Genomic DNA, 24017 nt, shown 5'->3' on the forward strand with positions numbered 1-24017 from the left:
CTTTAGTCAATTTAGAGTTCCTATGCACAATTGATTAGGTACTTTAGTGCCAAGCAATCACTGTTGAGTGGCAGTTCTAATCCCTTGCTACGCAAGGCATGACGACCAAACCCTAGTCAACTGCACAAAGTAAAATGATAAAATCAATTTCTTGCGAAATATTGATTTTTTATGTCATCTTCTCAGATTTCATTTTTCTGTGAGTGATTACAAAACAATCACATTAGTCTGTCCCACTTCATTTTACCATTCTCATTAGAACAATCCAAAGAAATGCATCAAGGGAAAGACAAACAGCATGCTGTCAAAACGATCTAACACACCACCATGTCCGGGTATAAATTTACCAGAATCTTTGACTCCAAAATGGCGCTTAATCGCACTTTCTACCAAATCCCCAAACTGTCCTGCAATACTAAAGAATACTGTGAAAAGAAGCATGACAAACATATGATGAGGTGCGGCAACGTTTCTATCAAACAACATAAAAATAAATGTTACAAGGACTGCTGAAGCAATGCCTCCTAGGCTGCCCTCAACAGTTTTATTTGGTGAAACTCGCGGAGCTAAGCGACGTACGCCATATCTCCGTCCGACCAAGTAAGCTCCGCTATCCGTTGCCCAGACGATAAACAAGGCTAAGAGCACTTTGTCAAAACCAGCCACCCGTGCATCTAGCAAAGCATTGAAGCCAATTCCCACGTAAAAACTCGCAGCGATTGGATAAGCCGCATCTTCAAAACTGTAATTTTTCCCTAGAACAGTTGAGCCTAATAGAAGAAAAACAACTAAACTATAGGCCACAACATTTCCGTCTACCGGCAAAAATTTCAAATAGTTTTCGAGTGGAATCGTCAGCACAAAACCTGCTAACATGGCTAAGACACCTTCTAGTGTGGTACTTCTCAGCCCTTTCATTTGCAGCAATTCATGAACACCCAACATGGCTAGAAGCCCCATTCCAATTTGCAGAAGAGCGCCTCCTATCATCAAAACTGGAATGAAGATAGCAAGTGCCACTCCGCCAAAAATAACACGTCTTTGTAAATCCTTATCCATAAATTCTCCTACACGCCGCCAAATCGACGATTTCGTTTACTATATTCTTCAATAGCTGCTTTCAAAGCTTTCTCATCAAAATCCGGCCATAAAATGTCTGTAAAATACAGCTCACTATATGCACTTTGCCAAGGTAAGAAATTACTCAAACGCAATTCTCCGCTCGTTCGAATGACCAAATCCGGATCGCGCAATAATCGAGGTAGATTGCTGGTTTGTAGATAATTGGCAATTATCTCTTCATCAATCTCGCCCGGACTGAACTTGGCATCTAACACATCTTGAGCAATCATTTTAACCGCCTGAACAATCTCAGCACGACCACCATAATTTAAAGCAAAATTAAGAATTAGACCTGTATTGAGTCGTGTCAATTCTTCTGCCTTACAAAGTGCCTCATAAGTTGCCTTAGGCAGACGTTCTGTGTCTCCGATCATTTGAATTTTTACGTTATTTCTATGCAACTCAGGCACATAACGGTCGTAAAATTCAACCGGCAAGTTCATGATAAAGCTGACTTCTTTTTCAGGACGCGACCAATTTTCTGTGGAGAAAGCGTAAACCGTCAATACTTGGACACCCAACTCTTTAGCTGCAATGGTAACGTTTTGCAAAGCTTCCATTCCAGACTTGTGTCCGAAAACGCGCGGCTGCATTCTCTTTTTAGCCCAACGACCATTCCCGTCCATAATAATACCGATATGTCTCGGTATTTGTAATGGAACTTCAATTTTTTCTTTTTTCTTAAAACTAAACATCTGCTTGTTTTCCTAATAAAGTTTTACATTTCATTATATCATAAATCCTCTAAAAATGGGATTTATGCTAAATTTCAGATAAAAAAGAAGCCGAAACATAGAAATTTTTGGCTCCAACTTCTTTTTCACATTATTTTACGATAAAAATTAAATACTTTATCTTTTTTAAATTCCTATTCTGCTAAGGGAATATTTGTTACTTAGTTAGCTTTGGCATCAAAATAGCTAATTGACAACGTCAAAGTAGTAAAAGAATTATTCTTATAAGTTGTAAAAGAAACCTTTCAAACAAAAATAAAAAGAACTGGAGAAACTCCAATCCCTTTTTCTAGCTTAAAACACTACTATTCTTCTTCAATAGCTGTATCTTCTGACATATCAACACTTCCGTCTGCACCAGCAACTGCTGTGATTCCCTCTGTGAGAGGTAATACGGTCTTGATAGCTGTTAATTCAAATGTCAAGTAAACACCGTCTACATCAAGAACAACTGTTTTCTTTTCAGTATCAACTTCATCAACCGTACCATACAAGCCACCAATTGTGATAACTTCATATCCTTTTTGTAGTTTGTTCAAGCTTTCCATCCGTTTGTCTGCTTGTTTCTTTTGAGAACGTTGCATGAAGAACATCAAGCCCATCATCACAACCAACATGATTAAAATTGAAAAACCGTTACCCATTTTAGTCTCCTTTAGATTTCATATATTATCTACTATAGCAGATTCCTAGAGAATTTACAAGGAGGGGCTGAAATTTCTAAAAGGATTCCTCCTTAAGTCTGACTAGCAGCGAATTCTTTTGACAGTATGCTCTGCTTTTTCCAAAAAACGTAAAAAGTCAGCATAAGCGATATTGAGCGTTGTTGTATTGACAAAAGGATGAAAACCCACGGTCAAGTTCGGATCAACCTCCTCGTCCACAATCAGCTGGACTTTCTTTTCCTTATCAAAAAGCAACCCAAAAGGTGTAACCGCACCTGGTTCTACCTGTAAAAGCTCCTCCAGCTCCTTATCATTGGCAAATGATAATCGTTTTTCATCAAGGATTTCTGCCAAATGCTTGATATCTGCCGTTTTTTCGTCCCGCAAAATGACCAAATAAAATTGACGCCCCTTTTTATTTTTCAAAAAGAGATTTTTGACCTGTTGCCCCGGTAGGACAATTCCCTTTTCAGCAGCCTCAATAACGGAAGAAATTGGTTCATGATCCAGACGATCATAAGAAATTTTCAATTCATTCAACAGCTGATAAATCATACTTTCCTTTGTCATCTTCACACCTCCAAGCTAAAATTTCCTATTTTCATTATAGCATTTCTAGTTAGAAAAACCGAAGCAAAGCAAGCCTCGGTTCTTCTTGATAGTTACTATTTCAAATTTTTCACAACTTCTACGACATGAGCAACGGTGAAGCCATATTCTTCCATTACCTTAGCAGCTGGAGCAGAAGCACCGAATTTGTCAATGCCGATAACAGCTCCGTCAAGTCCGACATATTTGTACCAAGACTGGGTTGCAGCCATTTCGATTGCAACACGGCGACGAACTGCATTTGGTAAAATTGCTTCTTTGTAAGCAGCGTCTTGTGCATCAAAGATGTCTGTTGACGGTACGCTGACAACGCGAACCTTTTCTCCTTGCGCTTCTAACTCTTTTGCAGCTGCAACAGCTAAGTTGACTTCAGAACCAGATGCTAGAAGGATTGTATCAAAACCATCTGTTGTCTCATACACAACATAGGCGCCTTTCGCTACCTTGTCAAAGTCTGTTCCAGCTTCAACAGTCAAGTTTTGACGCGTGAGAACAAGAGCTGTCGGGGTTGTTTTGCTCTTCAGCGCCAAGTACCAAGCGGCCTGCGTTTCACGCGCATCTGCTGGACGCAAAACATTGAGGTTTGGAATGGCACGAAGTCCTGCTAAATGCTCAATTGGCTCATGAGTTGGACCGTCTTCACCAACTGCGATTGAGTCATGTGTAAAGACATAGGTCACAGGCAAACCTTGCAGAGCTGACAAGCGAACAGCCGCTTTAACATAGTCTGAGAAGACAAAGAACGTACCGCCATAAACACGAAGTCCTCCGTGAAGTGCCATACCATTCAAAATAGTCCCCATAGCAAATTCACGCACACCGAATTGAATATTGCGGTTAAGACGGTGGGCATCATCTTGCAAACCATCTTCTTTGATGTAAGTCATATTAGAATGAGCGAGGTCAGCAGAGCCACCAAGGAAAGTTGGGAGAACTTTTGCGGCAGCATTCAAAGCATCTTGGCTAGAATTACGAGTAGCTTGTGAAAGACCTGTTTCTTTTACTGGGAAATCTTCTGGTTTGATCTCAACTGGATCTTTTCCAGCAATAATGGCAGCAACTTCATCAGCTAAGTCAGGATAGGCTTGTTTGTATTCTTCAACGAGTTTTTCCCAAGCATCATAGGCAGCTTTGCCGCGTTCTGCAACATTAACCCGATAATCTTCGTAGACTTCTTCTGGAATTTCAAATGGTGCGTAATCCCAAGAAAGAGCTTTGCGAGTAGCGGCTGCTTCTTCTGCACCAAGAGGAGCCCCATGAACAGCATTGGTTCCCTGTTTATTTGGCGAGCCATAGCCAATGACCGTTTTGACTTCAATCAAGGAAGGTTTGCCAGAAACTTTTGCGGCTTCAATCGCTGCATTGATCGCTTCTAAGTCTGTTCCGTCTTTAACCAAAGCTGTGTGCCAACCGTAAGCATTGTAACGGTCACGAACACTTTCTGTAAAGGAATCCTTCGTTTCTCCGTCCAAATTGATATCGTTTGAATCATAAAGAACGATGAGCTTATCTAGCTTTTGCAGTCCAGCATAAGAAGCCGCTTCAGCAGACACGCCTTCCATCAAGTCTCCGTCACCACAAATGACATACGTATAGTGGTCAAAGATAGTATAGCCTTCACGGTTGTACTTAGCAGCTAGGAAACGTTCTGCTTGCGCAAAACCAGTTGCCATCGAAATTCCTTGACCAAGGGGTCCAGTTGTCGCATCTACACCAGCCGTGTGTCCAAATTCTGGATGTCCAGGCGTCTTAGAACCCCATTGACGGAAGTTCTTGATTTCGTCCATTGTGACATCTTGAAAACCAGACAAGTGAAGAAGTGCATAGAGCAGCATAGAGCCGTGGCCTGCTGATAATACAAAACGATCGCGATTGACCCAATTTGGTACTTCTGGATTCACACGCATTTGCTTGGTAAACAAGTCATAAGCCATCGGAGCTGCGCCCATGACAACACCTGGGTGACCAGATTTTGATTTTTCAATAGCATCAATTCCCAAAAAACGAATGGCATTGACAGATAAATTTGACATTGAATTCTCCTTTTATAATACTACCCTTTCAGTAGCAATTATTCTACACTATCATTATATGAAAATTATCCGCATATCGCAATGTATACGGATAATTCCCACTTAATTTTTTATAGTAAAGCCTTAAATTGAATATTTGAATCGTGCTCGAAGCAATCATCAAAACCACGTGGATGGTGGTATTCAATTCTGTCTTTGTCTTGCGGATAAGTGTATTTACCGCCGACTTCCCAAATGAATGGATGGAATTGATATTGCAAGCGCTCTTTGCGCATTTTCCAGAGGGCAAGAATCTCATCTGTTGAAGCCATGAAATTAGACCAGATGTCGTAGTGAACTGGAATAATGACTTTGGCACGCAGATTTTCAGCCATACGAAGCAAATCAATCGAAGTCATCTTGTCTTGAATACCGATTGGGTTGTCACCGTAGTTGTTAATCGCTACATCAATATTGAAATCTTTTCCATGTTTGGCAAAATAGTTTGAGAAGTGAGAATCTGCGCCATGATAGATGGTACCACCTGGTGTTTCAAAAATATAGTTAACAGCTTTGCGAGCCATGTCATCATCTGTGATAGCTAAACCTGCTAAATCACCATCTTGAGCATCAGCTCCTTGTATTGGGAGAGTTACCAGACAGGTGCGGTCAAACGACTCTACAGCGGTGATCTTAATATCTTTGAATTCAAAGATATCACCTGGCTTTAAGATCATAATACGATCTTTTGGCACACCCCAATTTTTCCAAACTTCACCACATTCATAAGGTCCTACAAATTTAACATGATTAAGTTTTGGGTTATTGATAATGGCTGCCGCAGTATTAATATCGATGTGGTCACTATGATAATGAGAAACCAAATAATAATCCAACTCATTAATCATAAATGGATCAATCACCATTGGTTGGGCCCTAAGATTGGGCTGTAATTTACGAGCTCCTGCCATATTAGCCATTTGATGTCCACGAACCATATCCTTAACTTGCTTGGTCGCTTTCCCACGATTTGACCATAAGTCCATGACAACATTAGCACCGCCTGGTGTCTTAATCCAGATACCACAGTTTCCTAACCACCACATCGCAAAGTTGTCAGCTGGCACGACTTCTTGCTCGATTTCTTCATTTAACCATGTTCCCCATTCTGGGAAAGTACTTAAAATCCAAGATTCCCGAGTAATTTCGTTTACGTTTGGCATGATCATTCCTCCTCAAGATAATATTATATTTCTATCTTTAGTATAAGCTGCTCTAAGAGAGAAAAAAAGACCAAATAAAGCACACGGTTGTGTTCAAGATTGGACTATTTTTAGTACCTAAAAAAGTCGGGAATTCTATCCCTAGCTAGTCATCCATTCTTTCAGTCTTCTGTTGAAGTTGATAATAATTCTTCGTTTACAAGCTTTTGAATTTTATTTTTCAACTCTTGTGTACGAGTTGAATCCTTGAGGTATTGTGACAAAAGTCGTTCTAAATCTTGACTAAATCGCACTCCTTTAGTAGAAAGGGTTTGATCTTTGACAAAAGAAGTAATATTCAATACGTCCTCGTAATCCAAAATGGGCTGAATCTGGATCGTTGGCAGAGTGGTTTCCAAGCCGTCATTTGTCGTAATTAATAAATCCACATCTAAAATGTCTTCGACGCTTTTGAATTGTTCTGTCGTAAAAACAGCACTTAAATTTTCATTTGGTAAATGATACAAGCACTGTTTGAGTAGCAATTTCTGCACAGCTACTCCCTCGTCACAAACTAAATAAATTCGTTTAGCATCTCGTTTTTCAGCATGATTATGCTTTAAAAATCCACCCATGTGAAGAGCAAGATAAGCCACCTCATCATCGGTTAGTGAAATAAGCCACGCTTCCTCCAAAATCACAGCGCAAGACTTGGTGACCGCAAACAAATCTGCATATTTTTCCTTGATCTGTCTTGTCAATGGATTTTTAGACAGAATGCCGTAGGTTTTACGAAATAGTAGAGCTTTGCAATGCGTCAATAAATTCCGCAACAAATCTTCTTTATTTTCAATTTCAAAGTGCGAACTAACTTCAAAACGCCAGATAAACTCATCAATCGCTTCTTTTAATTGGACATAATCTTGACTGGTTGCATGAATATCCCGATCTTTCCGGTAAGAAAGCAAAAGAACAGTTAAGAGTGAAATCTCAATATCATTTAATTTCAAGCCAAATGTCGCCCCTAAATTGTTGTTCAAATGTTTAGCTGCTTGATATTCAATCCGCTTGCGAATCAAGGTAAACTCACGCTTCAAATCTTCCTGTTCTTCCTCACTTAAAGCCATATTTCGACAGCTCAACAGAAGATATGGTAAGACTTGCAACATAAATTTGATTTCATGGCGATTGATTTTCTTACCTAAGTCTTGCTCTACATCTTGTACCCTTTGGTTAAGAAAGTCTTGTAAATCATCCGACAGAAGAATCTCATCACCAACAAAATTCCTTATCTTCTTTGTTAAAATCGTAACAAAACTATGATTTCCCTCTGCAAAAATGTGATACAAGAGAGAATGTACATATTGGATTTTATTGAGTGGATGACATTTCAAAAGATATCCTTGCGCTTTTGTGGATGTAAGGTTGACTTGATACTGCTCTGAAGCTAACTGATTGCGGATTTCGTTCAAATCATTAAGAACGGTATTCCGAGACACCTCGGTCAATTCCATCAGTTTTTCAATGGTGACACGCTTATTTGCAACACAAATATACAGAACGGTCAACTGCATGCGCTCGGTCATGCTCATGACATAACTATAAGAATCGACTCCTTCCAGCAAGGATTGGCATAATTCCTTTTGCTGTGCAGTTAAGACAATCCCTACCCTCGGACGACTGCTAATCATTTCACCAACCTCTGCCAAAGCGTCATTGATTTTTTCCAAATGATAATAAATCTTCCTCCGCGATTGATTGGTTGCTCGTGAAATCGTCATAATCGTTTCTGGCTCTTTCAACTGAATGAGGTATCTTAGTAAGTCACAACTTGTCTGGTCCAATAGTATCATCATTTACTCCTTGAAAGGGACTGTAAATTATTATAACATCTTTTCACACATCTTCCTACGAGATTGAAACGAGTCCATCTGTTATTTTGGTTATCTTTGAGTTTGTTGCGGAAGCAGAATGAGAAAAGCAGGGTGTGGAACTGCCAACCATGACACTCTGAATCATAGTAATCGTTCCACCCCTTGATAGGTTTCTTATCGTCGTTCTTACTTTTTCTGTCCGTAGTAAGCATTCTTGCCATGTTTCCGCAGGTAATGCTTATCTTTGAGCTCTTGCGGTACTTCTGCAACAGTTGGATTGATAGCTTCCGTATAGCGTGCCATGCGAGCAGCTTCTTCAAGTACAACTGCATTATAAACAGCAGACTTTTCATCCTTCCCCCAAGCAAATGGTCCGTGGTTGCGGACGGTTACACCTGCTACTGCGAGTGGATCTAAGCCACGCTTGGCAAATTCTTCAACAATGACTTTACCAGTTTCTTTTTCATACTCGCCATTGATTTCTTCAGTTGTCAAAGCACGAGCGCAAGGAATAGCACCGTAGAAAGTGTCAGCATGCGTCGTGCCATAACAAGGAATATCACGTCCTGCTTGAGCCCAAGCCACACCTTCTGTCGAGTGCGTATGGACAATACCGCCAACCTCTAGGAATGCTTTATACAACTCAACATGCGTCGGCAAATCTGATGACGGATTGAGATCACCTTCGACAATATTGCCATCCAAATCTGTCACAACCATATTTTCTGGAGATAGATTTTCATACGCCACACCAGAAGGTTTGATGGCAATCAAACCTTTCTCGCGGTCAATCGCCGAGACATTACCCCAGGTAAATTTCACCAAACCATGCTCTGGAAGTTCCATATTGGCTTTATAGACACGTTCTCGTAATTCTGGTACTAACATTTCATAACCCCGCTTTCTCAATGAGTGGATAAAGGAAATCTTGCGCTTCTTTGATAGCAGCTTTGGTTTCTTCCACCGTTTCACAATTTTCAGACCACATTTCAATCAAAAACGGTCCTTGGTAATTGGTTTTCTTCAAAACGGCAAACATTTCTTCCCAATTGACACAACCTTTACCAAAAGGTACATCGCGAAATTGCCCTTTAGAATGCTCCGTCACGGCATAGGTATCTTTTAAGTGCAGCGCAGCAATTGCCTGATGACCAAGGTAAAATTCACTCCAAAGGTCATTATGCCAAGCAGAAACATTGCCCGTATCTGGATAGACAAAGAGATAAGGCGAATTGATTTCTTTTGCCACAGCCAAATATTTTTCAATGCTGTTGATAAATGGGTCATCCATAATCTCAATAGCCAACATGACTTGCGCCTGCTCAGCCCAATCACAAGCTCGTCGCAGATTTTTTAAGAAACGAGCGCGCGTGGTTGGGGATTTTTCTTCGTAATAAACATCATACCCTGCTAATTGAATGACCCGCACACCTAAATCTTGCGCTAACTCAATACATTGTTTCATCGTTTCAAGCGATTTGGCTTCTAGCTCAGGATCATTTGAGCCCAAAGGATAGCGCCGATGACCGCTAAAGCAAATGCTTGGAATCCGCACACCTGTATCATAGATGGCTTTGATAAGTTCTAGACGTTCTTCTTTGGACCAAGTGAGACGTGCCAGCCGAGCATCGCTTTCATCAACCGACATTTCCACAAAGTCAAATCCCATTTCCTTAGCAAATTCTAACCGTTCCCGCCAAGAAAATTGCTTCGGCGTCGCCTTTTCATAAATTCCAATTGGACGTGCCATGACTTACCCCCAGATTCGTTTGATTTCGTCTTTGAAAGCACGCGCTGCTGCTGCTGGATTTTCAGCTTCTGTAATGCCGCGTCCAGCAATAAAGGTAAAGACATCCACTCCTTCAAAAAGTTTGAGTGTGTCCACATTCAAACCACCCGTCACAGACACACGGAAGCCCATTTCAATGAGTTTTTTAACCTTGTTAAGGTCTTTTTCACCCCACGTTTCACCTGCAAGCAGAGCGTCACGTGATTGGTGATAAATAGCTTGAGAAATACCAGCATCAAGCCATTGCTGTGCTTGCTCAAAAGTCCAATCTCCATAGAGTTCTACTTGAATTTCGCCACGGTCACTACGTTCTTCTTTAATAGCTTTAAGAGCTGCTTTCATGGTAGGAATCGTAGCACAACAGATACAAGTCATCCAGTCAGCACCGCGTACGGCATTATTTTTAGCAACTGTCCCACCAGCATCAGCACATTTCGTATCGGCAACGATGATTTTATCTGGAAAAAGACTGCGTAAGACTTCTACCAACTCGCTACCCACCTGCAAGAGACAAACTGTCCCTGCTTCAATGACATCTACTTCATGGCCAACCGACACAGCCGCTTTAATGGCTCCTTGCAAATCAGAATGATCCAGTGCTACTTGTAAATTCGGTAATCGTTTTGACATCATTTTCTCACTTTCTATTTTCTAATATATTGAAACACAACCATTTACTAACTATCTAAATCCAATCCTTCTAAATAAGGACTATTTTTTGACTCATCAATCAAAGCTAGAACTTCTGCTTCTGTTTGACAAGCTAACAAACGATCAATAGAATTTTCCAATTCAAAGAGGGCAATAATCTGCGGAATGGCAACACTCGTATGAATTTTTGAACTCGTTGCTGCAAGAGCTAACAAGACACTCACGCCTTTCCCGTCTGAGAAAGTTACAGGCTCTTTCAACGTCACCAAAGAGAAGGCATCTTTTTGTACACCAGCTTCTGGACGAGCATGTGGCATCGCCATACCGGGCATCAAAATATAGTAAGGACCATATCCTTCTGTGGATTCGATGATAGCATCATAATATTCAGGCTTAACAGCTCCGCTTTCAATCAAAGGGTCAACAGAAAGTTTGACCGCTTCTTGCCAAGTCGAAGCAGAAAGCCCTAAACGAATGGATTTGTTTTCAATCAATGCTTGCTTTAAATTCATGGCTTCTTCCTTTCGTAGAAAATGGAAACTCAAAACGGATTGGCAAAGAGAAATCTTCTGCTTCTTTAAAAGCACAATAGACTTGAACTTCCCTATGTTTTCAGTTTCACCTATCCTTTTAAGCGAATGAGGCTTGGACAAACGTCCAAAGCCTCTATATCAATTTCTTAAGCGACGAGGCTGAGACAAACCTCTAGCCGCATCATTCCAGTACTTGTGATAGTTTTTCAGTAATTTCTTTATTGTCCATCAAATTATCTAGACCAATCAATTGACCGTTTGTCCGCCCATCCAATTCATGAATCAGATGCAGAGAAGCGATGACAATATCATAACCTGAAGCAAGGCTTTTTGCTTCACCTACACTGCATGAATTGACAGTAAAATCTGTTTGCCCCAGTTTACGTAGAGCGTTTTCTACTTTCATCTTAATCACCATAGATGAACCCATGCCATTTCCGCATGCTGTTAATACCTTAACCATATTATTTTCCTCCGTTAATTAAATCTATTTTTATTCTTCTTCCGCTTGGACATCACCACGGTAGTATGCTTCCTTGTCTTTTGCTTTGGCAAATTGCAACTGCGGAATAATCAGCAAGAATACACAAACAAGAATGTAACCTACAATGCCAAGATATTTGAAAAGATAACCAAAACCAAGCCAAGGGAATTCAAAGTCAATATTTCCATGGTAACCACCGTAAGAAGCCAGACCGAGAAGTGCCACACAGAGAGCACCAAGCGCTACTTGCAATACACCTGAAATAAAGGACAGGATAACCGCCGCTTTCCAGCCGCCGCGCTTATCTGCATAAACTGCAATCGCTGCATTGTCAAAGAATACTGGAACGAAACCAGTGATAATCAGAATTGGATTCTTAAAGATAATTAAGAGCATAATAGTAATCAATTGACCAATTAAGCCAAAAGCAAATCCTGAAAGCACCGCATTTGGTGAACCAAAACCATAAGAAGCTGCAACGTCCACAGCTGGGAATGAACCAGGAAGCAATTTGTTAGAGATACCTTGGAAGGCATTCGTCAATTCTGCTACAAACATCCGCACCCCTTGCATCAAGACAAAGAGATAAACGGAGAACGTGAAGGCTGTTTGAATGATATACATGTAAAAATCTTGCTTAGCAGGGTTGTAAACTGTACCTGATGTGATAACTTTTGCATTTGACATGATATCCGGACCCAAAATTAAGAGAATAGCTCCAAAGAAAACCAACATCAACGTCGCCGAAGCAACCACTGTATCGTGGAAAATAGACAAGAATTTTGGTAATTTCAAGTTGTCAAGATTTTCTTCTTTCTTGCCAAATTTGTCTGCAACTTTATCCACAAACCAGATAGCAAATTGTTGTTGGTGACCAATCGCAAAACCACCGCCACCTGTCAGACGTTGTGTTGCTTCTACTGTCATATTGGAGCTGACTGCCCAGTAAAGTCCACAGATGACACCGATTGCCAGCACGCCCCAGCTATTACGCAATTGAGGAATAAGGAGAAGAACCATCAATGAAACGGTTGCTGCTTGTTGCACCATGATATGACCTGTAATGAACAGCGTCCGCACTTTCGTAATTTTCCGAAGAGCAACGAGCAGGATATTGACACCAAAACCAATCAAAAGTGCTGTTGTTGCTGCTCCGACAAAGTTTGGAAATTCTTCTGCAATCTTTGTATTTGCCGCTGTTAGTCCAAAGTATGGGTCAATAACCGCCGCACCAATCTTAAACTTAAAGTTCAAAGCCGCCAAAATCGGACGGAAAGTTGTTACCAAACCTCCAGCACCAACGTTCAACAGCATATAACCAACTGTCGCTTTGATTGAAACCGGCATAGACATCTGCGCTGGCTTTTTCAACAGAGCATAGCCAATTAGAACCAAGAGACCTACAAAGAAGGCCGGATTCTGCAAAATGTTTTGCGAGAACCAGTTCAGAATGTTTAAAATGATGTTCATTTTAACTCTCCTTTTTCTATTTTATTTGTTCTTTATAAGCCTATTATAAACCATGTAAGCGGTAACAAAAAGACCAAGAATTACACAAGCAACTGTTCACTCTTGGACCTGAAAATTAAGCACACTTAAAAAACGCCGGAAATCTGCTCCGGCGTTACTCTTCTGTTTATTTTTTAGTTTGATGCTCTTTCGCTTCTTCGATAACTAATTCATCATCTTTCAAATCTGCAAGAAGATGTTTCGCATCTAAATGATCAAGATGATAGTCTGTTACCTTATCACGGATTTGTTGCTCAATCACACGACGAAGCGGACGAACACCCATAACTTCATCATATCCCTCTTCTGCTAGATAATGTTTGGCTGCATCTGTTACTGTTAACGTGATGTCTTTCTTGGCAAGTGTTTGGTTGACTTCATCCAACATCAAGTCGACGATTTCAGCTAAATCCTCTTTACCAAGATGAGAGAATTCAATAACCGCATTGAACCGGTTCAAGAATTCTGGACGGAAGTATGGTTTCAACCGATCCATAATTTTCATATCCTTTTCTTCGTCGCCTGTAAAGCTTTCATAACCAAATCCTGCGTTAGAAGTAGCGATAATAACCGTATTCTTAAAGTTGACAGTGTTTCCTTGACCGTCTGTCAAACGTCCATCATCTAAGACTTGCAGTAACAGCGTGATGACTTGTGGATCGGCCTTTTCAATTTCGTCTAATAAAATGATTGAGTATGGATTCCGACGAACACGTTCTGTCAAGGTATTGCTGTTGTCATCATATCCCACATAACCAGCTGTTGTACCAATCAACTTCGACACAGCCGTGCGGTCAGAGTATTCAGACATGTCCAAACGGATAATGGCTTCTTTAGTACCAAACATATCAAGCGCTAATTGCTTCGCTAGCTCTGTTTTTCCAACACCAGTCGGGCCGACAAAGAGGAAGCTACCAATTGGACGGTTTCCTTCATCAAAACCTGCACGATTCCGACGAATAGCGCGCGCCACCGCTTCAACTGCTTCATTTTGTCCAATGACTTTTGTCTTCAAGCGCGCATTCAGTTCTTTCAAGCGCTCAATATCGCTGCTGCCCATTTGAGAAACAGGAATACCCGTCATGCGCTCTACAGACTCTGCCACATCATTGACAGTTGCTGTCACTTTCATGTCTTCTGTATGATTTTCAATTTTCTTTTCCAGCTCTTCAATGCGCATCTTAGCATTCAAAGCCGTTTCAAAATCTTCTTTTTCAACTGCAGCTTCTTGTTTGGCCTTTTGCTCTGCGATTTCACGTTCCACGGCGTGTACGTCTGTAACAGGGTGTTGAGCTGCCAAATGAGCTGCTGTCACATCCACTAGGTCAATCGCTTTATCTGGCAAACTGCGTTGCGGAATATATTGAATCGAATAGTCCACGGCCGCTTTTAACACTTCATCTGGCAAGATAACATTGTGGTGTTTTTCGTACAAATCACGAATTCCTAGCAAAATCTTATAAGTATCTTCTGCAGACGGAGCAATTACTTTTACTTCATTGAAACGGCGAGCCAAAGCCGCATTTTTCAAAATGGTATTGCGGTATTCATCTTGCGTCGTCGCACCAATCACCGTTAAATCCCCACGAGAAAGAGCTGGTTTCAAAATGTCTGCCAAACCTTTAGAGCCGCTGTCTCCACCTGTGCTTCCAGCACCAAGGATTTGATGAATTTCATCAAAGAAGAGAATGACATTACCCGCTTCTTTCACTTCAGATACCAGATTTTGAATATTCTCTTCAAAACTGCCGCGATATTGCGTACCTGCTTCTAAGCCAGAAATATCTACAGAAATAATTTCCTTATTTTTAATAGCAGCAGGGACATCGCCGTTGACAATCGCTTGTGCCAAACCTTCGACAACTGCGGTCTTACCAACCCCAGCATCTCCGACTAGCACTGGATTATTCTTCGTCCGACGAGACAGAATTTCTGCTGTTTCTTGAATTTCCTTATTGCGCCCAATAACAGGATCTAGCATATCTTGGCGCGCTTCTTCTGTCAAATTGCGACCCAATTTTGCTAAAATGCCGTCTTGTTTTGGAGCACCTGCTTGCCCTTGCATTTGCGGATTTTGACCCTCTACTGCTTGTTTCGGCAGTTTTCCCGTTGCTCGGTATTGTGCAAATTCTTCTGGTGTTACTTCACGTCCATTGATGAGATAACGTCGATTTTCACTATTAAAACCGCCCATTCTTCCCATCAATTGGTTGAAAAGATCATCCATGTTATCAAAGTTGTTGTAGTTGTTGTTCATATCTGTACCTCACTTGTTATTTTACATAATTTTTGCAACTGCTTAAAATATAAGACAAAGTGAGCAACTCTATCTTTTGGATTTATATTTATAAAAGGCAGTCAATAGTTTACATAATTTTAAACCTCTCCCAAAATAGAGATGAAATCCCTTTAACTGAGCGCAGCTAAGAATTTCATCTTGTTTGGACGAGTGTAACGGATTTTATTCCTTTCTGTTTACAAATGTAATTATATACTATAAAAATAAAAAAGTCAATAGATTTTTAGAAAAAAATTTACATAATTTTTGTTTTTCTTTTCTGACTGGCTTTACTTTAATATTAGTCTTTCTAGTTTAAAATTTTATATTTTACATAATTTTTAAAAATCAAACTTCCCCTTTATCTCAATGGAACTAAAAAATCACCAAGCCAACACTTGATGATTCTTCATAGGTATTATTCAACTGTCACAGACTTAGCTAAATTCCGTGGTTTATCTACGTCAAGTCCACGATGCAAAGTTGCAAAATAGGCAATCAACTGTGTGGGCACGACCATAGAAATTGGTGACAAATATGGATGAACAGACATTAAAACAATATCGTCTCCTTCTTTTGCTACATTTTCTTCTACAACGGTCAAAACATTTGCACCACGCGCCACCACTTCTGATACATTCCCACGAGTATGACTGGCCAATTGCTCATCGGACGAAATTAAGGCGATTACTGGCGTACCGTCTTCAATCAAGGAAATGGTGCCGTGTTTTAACTCTCCCGCAGCAAATCCTTCACACTGGATATAGGAAATTTCTTTTAATTTCAAGCTGGCTTCCATGGCAACATAATAGTCTTGCCCTCGACCAATATAGAAAGCATTGCGTGTTGTAGCAAGCAGATCACGCACTTTTTCGTCAATGCTATCTTTTTCAGATAGCGTCGCCTCAATCGCTTGCGCTACAATAGATAATTCATGTACTAAATCAAAAGTTTTCGCTTTTTCATTGCCATTGGCATCGCCAACTGCTTTCGCAAGGAATGCTAGAGTCGCAATTTGTGCTGTGTAGGCTTTTGTAGAAGCAACCGCAATCTCTGGTCCTGCATGAAGCAACATCGTGTGAGTCGCTTCACGAGACAAAGTTGAACCCGGTACATTGGTCACCGTCAAACTTGGAATCCCCATAGCATTGGCTTTGACCAAAACCTGACGGCTATCGGCTGTTTCGCCAGATTGGCTAATCAAGATAAACATTGGTTTCTTGCTAAGCAATGGCCATCTGTAGCCCCATTCAGAAGAAATGCCTAGTTCAACTGGTGTATCTGTCAATTCTTCTAGCATGCGCTTGGTCGCAAAACCAGCATGGTAAGATGTCCCAGCCGCAAGAATATACAAACGATCCGCTTCTTGAACAGCTTTGATAATGGCTGGATCTACTGAAACTTGATCATTTTCATCGGTGTAAGCTTGAATGAGTTTGCGCATCACAGTTGGCTGCTCATCAATTTCCTTCAACATGTAGTAAGGATAAGTGCCTTTACCAATGTCTGACAAATCAAGCTCTGCTGTGTAGCTTTCACGTTCAATAGGATTACCATCATAATCTTGCACGTGAACACTATCTTTTGTCACAATAACCAATTCTTTGTCGTGAATCTCCATAAATTCACTTGTTTCACGGATCATTGCCATAGCATCCGAGCAGACCATATTGTAGCCTTCTCCTAAGCCAACCAAAAGAGGGGATTTATTTTTGGCAACATAAACTGTATCTGCATCTTCAGCATCCATCAAAGCAAAGGCATAAGAGCCTTCAATAATATGAAGAGCTTTTTTGAATGCTTCAAGAACTGATAAATTCTCTTCCTCAACAAATTTTCCAATCAAGTGAACCGCAATTTCTGTATCCGTTTGACCTTTCAAGTCATGTCCAGCAAGATAAGTGTTCTTGATGTCTAGATAATTTTCAATCACACCATTATGCACCAAAACAAAGCGTCCCGTTTGAGAAGTATGCGGATGCGCATTGCTTTCGCTTGGTTTTCCATGCGTTGCCCAGCGTGTATGCCCAATACCAGCAGTTCCAGCCACGTCAATCCCGATTTTTGCACGAAGATCAGCTATGCGACCAACTGATTTCACCAAACTAGATGTTTTCCCATTAGTCACAAAAATCCCAGCCGAATCATAACCCCGGTATTCTAATTTTTCTAGACCTTGCATTAAAATATCTGTTGCATTTCGATTTCCAACAACTCCAACGATTCCACACATACTATTATTTATAGCAAACAACTTTCAGAAGTCTGCTATCTCCTCCTTCGTTTTATAAATTGGTATAGTCTAATCATAGCTATCCAAAACAAGCGAAATCAGTATATAATTTTATTGTGAATTTGTCAACAATAAAATTGGTATAGTTCAAAATAGAAGGGCGGTACAAGCAAAAGACTTTAAAAGCAAATTTAGTTATCTTCTGTAAATAATGAAGCAATCTGCTCTATATGTTTTCTGTACAAGATCAAAGTATACTTTTGCCATCGTCTCTTGAACATTCAATCTATAATCTAAATAATCTGCTACTTCATAACTAGAAATAAAAAGACTGGATAAAGCCAGCCTTTTCTGCCCTATGATTGCTCTAAGTTCAATCTTTTAACATTTCATTTTTGATTTTTAAATCGTTCGACATCACGCGCAATAACCAATTCTTCATCCGTTGGAATAACCAACACTCGAACCTTGGAATCTGGCATTGAAATATCTCCATAGTTACCAAAGACATTCTTTTCCGGGTCAAGTTCACAGCCAAACCAAGAAATTCCCTCAATAACTAATCGACGAATCGTCACAGAATTCTCACCAATTCCAGCAGTAAAGATAATGGCGTCTGCTCCGTTTAAAACAGCCAAATATTGACCAATATATTTTTGAATACGATCAACAAAGATGTCATTCGCCAACTGTGCTTTGGCATCACCAGCTCGCATAGCGGCATGAATATCACGCATGTCGCTGGATTTCTCAGATACCCCTAAGAGGCCTGACTCACGATTTAAAATACGATTAATATCTTCTGGTGTGTTAAAATCTTCTGTATGCTCTATCAAATAAGGAATAATCGCTGGATCAATATCTCCTGTGCGGCTTCCCATCATTACTCCCCCTAGCGGTGTAAAGCCCATTGAAGTATCAACAGATTTACCTTCTTTAACCGCTGTAATAGAAGCGCCATTTCCAATATGACAAGTAATTAGCTTCAACTCTTCAAGTGGCTTACCAAGCGTTTTGGCGGCTTCCTTGGCAACATACTGATGACTTGTACCATGAGCGCCATATTTGCGAACCTTGTTCTCCGTATAGTACTTAGTCGGTAATGGATAACGATAGGCTTTTTCTGGCATTGTTGTATGGAAAGATGTATCAAACACAACGACACTTATAATGTCTGGCAACAATTCTTTAAAGGCACGAATTCCTGCTGCATTTGCTTTGTTATGAAGCGGTGCAAGAAGCGCTAATTCTTCTACTTTTTGAATCACTTCTTCGCTATCAACAAGTGCAGATTCTTTAAAGTATTCACCACCTGCAACAACACGATGACCGACACCTGTGATTTCTTCATAGGATTTGATAATACCAAAGCGCATCAAGTCATCTAACAAAATTTTTACAGCTTGCGTATGATCATCAATATCTAAAATTTGCTTTTCTGCACGACTATCAAATTTTACTGTTGAAATGGAGTCCTTGAGACCAATCCGTTCAATCAGCCCTTTGGCAATAACCTTTTCAGCTGGCATTTCGTATAATTGCCATTTTAGACTTGAACTTCCAGCATTGATTGAAATTGTTTTTGACATAAATTACCTCTTTTAAGCGTTTTCATTTATTATATCAAAAACTTGTTTAAATTTCACTTTCTCTGCTCCAATTTTGAAACTTTTCGCTAAATTCCAATAAATCGTCCTGATCTCGCAAATCAGACAAAGCATAAACAAACAGTTAAACAGCTTGTTCTTCTTGCTTTTGCAGCACAAAAATTGTCTTGGCATAAGCGGCATTTCCAAAAAGTGCTTCTGGCAATGCAATCATCGCAACTATCTGGGCATGCTTTTGCAGCCAAGTTTTCAGCAAATCACTTTGCGAACTAGTCAATAAATCATTTGGTGCAAGGAAAATAGCATAACCGCCTGATTTGAGATACTTGAGCGATTGTTCCATTAACAAATGATGAGCATAAGTATGCTCCTGTCTACTAGCCACTTCATAGCGCGTCGCAATGTTATCATCAGGATAAAAGCCAACTGGTAAATCACTGATAATCACATCGCTTTCTTTCAATACTTGCGGACGCACTGCATCACCTTGCACAAAACTAACTTTTGCATCCATCACATCTGCGATACTGGCTGATATATCAATTAGCAGATCGTCCAATTCCAGTCCTAGATAATCCACATTTTTTTGTGTATTATTGAGAATCGTCTCAGCTAAATTCCCCATTCCGCTACCAATTTCCAAAATATCAATGTGTTCTTTTTTACTCAATTGGTCAATGAGAAAAGTTAAGATAAACCCGATAGAATCTGGAGTAAATTGATGATTGGCTTGCAAAGGCTCTGTTTGAGCTGCTTTCATCAGCAAAAATTGGTAGGCTCGGCGCCATTCTTCTTTATCTAATTTCAAAGATTTAAGTGTTTCATTATTTTTTTTGACAATAGCTAGCTCTGTATTTCCATCCAGATAAACCCCATTTTGCTCGACCAAAGCATCATAAAAATTCGTCAAAAGAGTATTTTGGAGCTCCTGGACATTTTCTAACAAAAGCGAATAAGCCTGTTCTATTTTTTCAAAATTCATAGCATCCTCCGCTCCCTATCATACCAAAATTTATCTCTTTTTGCGAGCGAGTCCTCAGTTGCTCACATCTAGTTCTATTCTCACTTATTCGTCTAAATTGTCATTGGTTTGATTGGAATGCATAAGTGGGAAGCGAAATTGATAACGGCGACCAGTGTTCATTGTTACTGTCAGGATGAACCCTTTCTCATCTTTCTGATCTTGCACATACCCCTGTTCAAAATTCCTTTGTTTAGGATTTTCATTTGCTACAGCTGCCATTGCATAAGCCTGTATTCGCTCTCGGTTTAGGGTGAAATTCCTGTGATTTGCAGTTTGCCGATGAAGGTAAAATTGCAAAAGTAAGCTAAAGACAGCTGTTATAAAAAGGGCATAGAGCATAATACCTGCTTTAACTCTTTGTTTCCACACGATAGACGAACTCCCTTTCCAATCCTCGCTTAAATGTCATTCTGATATGAATCAGCTCATTTTTCTGTGAGATTTCTGCTTTTTTCACATTATAAATCATAGGCTGATAGCCTTTCCCATTTGCATTGGTTTTTCTGAAATCTTGTCCACTTGACTTTCCAAATGCAATCGTCTTACCGTCCTGCTTCATGTATAAACGATTATTCTCCACTTTTTCAAATGAAGAACGAATCAATTCCGCTTCTAATTGATGGGCAAACAAAAGCCATTCTCGTTGTTCACTGTGTTGTCGAGCTCGGACCTCCGAAGCCAGAAGACGCGTCATCGATTGAAATAATAGCACACTCCCGCTGATTACAAAGAGGGCAACCAGAGCCTCTAAAAGTGTAAAAGCTTTCACTTTATTTGCCTTGAACACCGACAATCAGCTCCTTCCCATGATAAATCTGGATGCCTTGTTGACTTTTTTTAACACGAACTTCAATACCGTTTATTGTTAAATGGCTTTGCTTTGTTTGTAATGCCATATTAGCCACTCTTAGAACTTCTTCTTTTTTCAGTAAATCATTTTCTGTCTGTCGAGACTGATGGATCTGCCCCAATAACAAGGTCACAATAAACGCAAAAACAGCCGATGCCAATAAAGCTTCTAATAAAATCGTTCCTCTAACGTATTGTTTTCTTAAATTTTCCATTTCCTAGATATAATTGATACGTAATTGTTTGCTTTTTTGTCTGAAAGATAACCTTTCCGAGCGATGAATTGCCGCCTGCCTTGTCAAAATGAAGTGTCAGGTCTTCCGGAGCCTGAATCGAGCGAGGAACTGCCAAATAGCTGTAACCATTGGAAATCCTCTCGCGAGAAAAATTCATGTCCAACTGACTTTGAGCTGCACTACTCAACTTCTGACTTTCCCGATAAAAATGCTCAAACTCTAGAAAGAAAATTTGCTGTTCTACTTGCTCAAACGATGAACGTACTGAACCTGACACAGCAAGCAATAAGAGACTCGTCATAAATAAGGTCAGCAAACTTTCCAAAAGCGTAAAACCTTTAATCTGCAACTGTGCGAGCTTCTTTTGTATGTTTTGCATAATAAGCCTTGTATGATACTGCTTGCTTGTCTGTAATAGTTCCTTCACTGACTAATTTTGAAAGCGTCGCTTTTTCATTAGTATGATTCACTTCAAAAAGCTCTGCCTGACTTTCGACAACCTTCACAACAGCTGCATTTCCTTTTTCCGTTACAGCTTCTTTTTGTTTGGTCAAATTCGGAACAAACAAAAGCATCAAAACACTGATGATTAGAAGCACCACTAACATTTCTACCAAAGTGAAAGCTTTTACCTTTATATTTTTAATTTTTTTCATAATTGAACCTCCATATTTTGATAAATTGGCAGCAACATGGCCGCATACAACAATACAATCATCAACGCCACAAAGACAAATACTAATGGCTGAATGATATTCATCGCTTGATGAACACGTTTAAAAAACACCTCCCACGTTTTTTGAGCATAAACTTCTAATTCGCACCCCAATTTGGATTTCACTTCCCCATATTCAATCATCAACCCCAATTCTTTTTTAAAAAATGGATAATGCTTAACTACTTGTGAAAATTCCTGACCATTTTGCAGTGCTACTTCTAAATCTTTTCCAATCTCTTGAAACATAGCAGAGCGCTGTCCTTGCATCATCTGGAAAATCTGACTGAGTTCTAAGCCTTGACCAATCATATTTCCCCATTCTCTCGCATAATAAGCTGTCAAATAGGTTTGAATAAAAGTGCCCCAAAAAGGAAGTCGAGACAACAAACTAAATACTCTTATTTGTGATCTTTTTCTAAACCAATAAAAACCTATCGCAAACAAAGCAAAAACAACTCCTACTGAACCCAGAAAAATTTGCGGCAACTGACTAATCAGCTGCGTTGCACTGTTTTGGCGTTCTAACTGCGGAAGTAAATAATTGCGCAGCCCTAACATAATGAATACTAAAAAAATAAGTAAAATGAATGGATAAGTGGCTACCTCAATTAACTTTTTCTTGACTGTTGAGACATTTTCCAAGTATTCCTCAATCTTATTCAGGCTGAGTGAGAGATTCCCATGTAGCTCTGCCAGTGAAAGCTGGGTGACAACACTATCTGAAAATCCTAAACTAGCCATAATTTCTGAAAAAGGTTTTCCTGTTGCTAAACCCTCTTTCATCTTTTCCACATAGGTTTTTTCTAGCAGGGCACTCCGCTTCAAAAAATCAATCATTTCTGCTAAATGAAAGCCGCTAGAAAAAAGATTATTCAGCAACTCTACGACTTTTTTCTGCCTAACTATGGATAATTTTTTCCGTTTCTGCCTGCTCAAAAGTGATATGTCCTGCTGCATAAAGCTGATCAATCTGCTTATTCCAGTCACTTGGCTCATGCTCTTGATACCTTTCACTGACAAAATCCACTATTCCTCCTTTCGCAATTAACCGTTGGTAGCAAATTCCTTGCAAAACAATTTTCAGCTCTGCTTCTGTCACTCCCAACTCCAGCAACCGTTCATAGACACCTCGTACGCTTTTAGCATGAATAGTTGAAAAAACAGTCACTCCCGTTAAGCTAGCTCGAACAACTGCCCGTGCTGTCTCCGCATCACGAATCTCTCCGATAATCAATAAATCTGGTCGATGCCGAAGAGAAAGTTTAATCAAACTTTCATAAGTTAAACCAATCGCTTCGTTCAGCTGCAGCTGTAACATCCCTGCTTGTTTGATTTCAACCGGATCTTCAATTGACATGATTTGCTGATTGGCAAAACGCTCTTGAGCCAACTGGTGCATGAGAGTAGTTTTACCACTTCCTACCGGTCCTGAAAAAAGGTAAAGCCCTCGCTGTTTGAAACGTTCTTTCAACTCCGGAATTTGAGCAAACCAAAACTTCAGCTCTGCTTCTTCATCATGCAATAGACGAATCACTAGACTTTCATATCCGCGATAATCCCCCACTGTTGATAACCGTAGCGACGTTTTCTTGTCACTATATTGATAATCGCAAGAGCCCAGCTGACTGCGACGTTTTTCTCCCACATTCATCCCAGCAGTAAACTTAAAATGACTGATTACAGCAGCTAGCTCTTCAAATTCATAATTGCGTATAAAACGGCGTTCATCTCCAATTCGCATATACAACTCGTAAACATTTTCCTTCGGAACAAAATAAATGTCCTGTGCTCGTTCTTCCTTAGCCTGACAAATAATAGCCTGTGCAATGTTTTGAACCATATCTCCTCCTCACTTTATATTATTCGCAGAAGAAAATAAAAAAATGAT

At 40.0% G+C, this 24017-nt stretch carries 23 protein-coding genes and 1 pseudogene; all 24 read right to left on the bottom strand.

Annotated elements, in window-relative coordinates; genetic code table 11:
- Nucleotides 1-255: 255 nt before the first annotated feature.
- The gene (locus tag ANG_RS09955) at nt 256-1059 is read right to left on the bottom strand and encodes a phosphatidate cytidylyltransferase (protein WP_003035312.1); all 804 of its coding nucleotides are present in this window, start codon (nt 1057-1059) and stop codon (nt 256-258) included.
- An 8-nt stretch (nt 1060-1067) separates the two neighbouring features.
- Entirely contained in the window at nt 1068-1817 is a 750-nt protein-coding gene (locus tag ANG_RS09960; RefSeq protein WP_003035391.1) for an isoprenyl transferase, read from the bottom strand.
- Nucleotides 1818-2161: 344 nt separating this feature from the next.
- Nucleotides 2162-2500 carry a preprotein translocase subunit YajC gene (gene yajC, locus ANG_RS09965; RefSeq protein ID WP_003026971.1) on the bottom strand — a complete coding sequence of 113 codons (339 nt, stop codon included), beginning with the start codon at nt 2498-2500 and terminating at the stop codon, nt 2162-2164.
- A gap of 102 nt (nt 2501-2602) precedes the next feature.
- On the bottom strand, nt 2603-3091 hold the full coding sequence (locus ANG_RS09970) for a prolyl-tRNA synthetase associated domain-containing protein (protein ID WP_003032284.1): 489 nt from the start codon (nt 3089-3091) through the stop codon (nt 2603-2605).
- A 95-nt stretch (nt 3092-3186) separates the two neighbouring features.
- Nucleotides 3187-5163, bottom strand: a complete 1977-nt coding sequence (gene tkt, locus ANG_RS09975) for a transketolase (RefSeq protein ID WP_025272007.1) — start codon at nt 5161-5163, stop codon at nt 3187-3189.
- Nucleotides 5164-5273: 110 nt separating this feature from the next.
- The gene (ulaG, locus tag ANG_RS09980; RefSeq protein WP_025272008.1) at nt 5274-6365 is read right to left on the bottom strand and encodes an L-ascorbate 6-phosphate lactonase; all 1092 of its coding nucleotides are present in this window, start codon (nt 6363-6365) and stop codon (nt 5274-5276) included.
- Between the two features lie 161 nt (nt 6366-6526).
- Nucleotides 6527-8197: a BglG family transcription antiterminator gene (locus tag ANG_RS09985; protein ID WP_025272009.1), complete on the bottom strand. Its 1671-nt coding sequence runs from the start codon at nt 8195-8197 to the stop codon at nt 6527-6529.
- 207 nt (nt 8198-8404) lie between these two features.
- Nucleotides 8405-9106, bottom strand: a complete 702-nt coding sequence (locus tag ANG_RS09990; RefSeq protein WP_003070771.1) for an L-ribulose-5-phosphate 4-epimerase — start codon at nt 9104-9106, stop codon at nt 8405-8407.
- Nucleotide 9107: 1 nt separating this feature from the next.
- On the bottom strand, nt 9108-9968 hold the full coding sequence (locus tag ANG_RS09995) for an L-ribulose-5-phosphate 3-epimerase (RefSeq protein ID WP_003035309.1): 861 nt from the start codon (nt 9966-9968) through the stop codon (nt 9108-9110).
- 3 nt (nt 9969-9971) lie between these two features.
- Nucleotides 9972-10637, bottom strand: a complete 666-nt coding sequence (locus tag ANG_RS10000; protein ID WP_025272010.1) for a 3-keto-L-gulonate-6-phosphate decarboxylase UlaD — start codon at nt 10635-10637, stop codon at nt 9972-9974.
- Nucleotides 10638-10684: 47 nt separating this feature from the next.
- Nucleotides 10685-11170 carry a PTS sugar transporter subunit IIA gene (locus ANG_RS10005; protein WP_020999451.1) on the bottom strand — a complete coding sequence of 162 codons (486 nt, stop codon included), beginning with the start codon at nt 11168-11170 and terminating at the stop codon, nt 10685-10687.
- Between the two features lie 202 nt (nt 11171-11372).
- Nucleotides 11373-11654 (bottom strand): PTS sugar transporter subunit IIB, encoded by a 282-nt coding sequence (locus ANG_RS10010; protein ID WP_025272011.1) that lies wholly within the window; start codon nt 11652-11654, stop codon nt 11373-11375.
- Between the two features lie 30 nt (nt 11655-11684).
- Complete coding sequence (locus ANG_RS10015) at nt 11685-13145, bottom strand: PTS ascorbate transporter subunit IIC (RefSeq protein ID WP_025272012.1); 1461 nt, start codon at nt 13143-13145, stop codon at nt 11685-11687.
- Between the two features lie 166 nt (nt 13146-13311).
- A complete protein-coding gene (locus tag ANG_RS10020; protein WP_025272013.1) occupies nt 13312-15441 on the bottom strand; it encodes an AAA family ATPase in 2130 nt (709 codons plus the stop codon).
- 439 nt (nt 15442-15880) lie between these two features.
- Complete coding sequence (gene glmS, locus ANG_RS10025) at nt 15881-17695, bottom strand: glutamine--fructose-6-phosphate transaminase (isomerizing) (protein ID WP_020999448.1); 1815 nt, start codon at nt 17693-17695, stop codon at nt 15881-15883.
- Nucleotides 17696-18084: 389 nt separating this feature from the next.
- Nucleotides 18085-19284: an acetate kinase gene (locus ANG_RS10030; protein WP_003035323.1), complete on the bottom strand. Its 1200-nt coding sequence runs from the start codon at nt 19282-19284 to the stop codon at nt 18085-18087.
- 46 nt (nt 19285-19330) lie between these two features.
- Nucleotides 19331-20284 (bottom strand): annotated as a pseudogene (locus tag ANG_RS10035) (class I SAM-dependent methyltransferase).
- 84 nt (nt 20285-20368) lie between these two features.
- Complete coding sequence (gene comGG, locus ANG_RS10040; protein ID WP_020999447.1) at nt 20369-20695, bottom strand: competence type IV pilus minor pilin ComGG; 327 nt, start codon at nt 20693-20695, stop codon at nt 20369-20371.
- Entirely contained in the window at nt 20676-21113 is a 438-nt protein-coding gene (gene comGF / locus ANG_RS10045; protein WP_003035329.1) for a competence type IV pilus minor pilin ComGF, read from the bottom strand. The genes comGG and comGF overlap by 20 nt, the downstream gene beginning before the upstream one ends.
- A complete protein-coding gene (gene comGE / locus ANG_RS10050) occupies nt 21097-21390 on the bottom strand; it encodes a competence type IV pilus minor pilin ComGE (protein WP_003035318.1) in 294 nt (97 codons plus the stop codon). The genes comGF and comGE overlap by 17 nt, the downstream gene beginning before the upstream one ends.
- Entirely contained in the window at nt 21362-21790 is a 429-nt protein-coding gene (gene comGD / locus ANG_RS10055; protein WP_020999411.1) for a competence type IV pilus minor pilin ComGD, read from the bottom strand. Before comGD ends, comGE begins: the two co-directional genes overlap by 29 nt.
- On the bottom strand, nt 21750-22067 hold the full coding sequence (gene comGC, locus ANG_RS10060) for a competence type IV pilus major pilin ComGC (RefSeq protein ID WP_020998068.1): 318 nt from the start codon (nt 22065-22067) through the stop codon (nt 21750-21752). The genes comGD and comGC overlap by 41 nt, the downstream gene beginning before the upstream one ends.
- Nucleotides 22064-23086 carry a competence type IV pilus assembly protein ComGB gene (gene comGB / locus ANG_RS10065; RefSeq protein ID WP_038677372.1) on the bottom strand — a complete coding sequence of 341 codons (1023 nt, stop codon included), beginning with the start codon at nt 23084-23086 and terminating at the stop codon, nt 22064-22066. Before comGB ends, comGC begins: the two co-directional genes overlap by 4 nt.
- Complete coding sequence (gene comGA, locus ANG_RS10070) at nt 23028-23969, bottom strand: competence type IV pilus ATPase ComGA (RefSeq protein ID WP_006268058.1); 942 nt, start codon at nt 23967-23969, stop codon at nt 23028-23030. The genes comGB and comGA overlap by 59 nt, the downstream gene beginning before the upstream one ends.
- Nucleotides 23970-24017 lie beyond the last annotated feature (48 nt).

Origin of the sequence: Streptococcus anginosus subsp. whileyi MAS624 (genome assembly GCF_000478925.1) — a bacterium.
GTDB lineage: Bacteria > Bacillota > Bacilli > Lactobacillales > Streptococcaceae > Streptococcus > Streptococcus whileyi.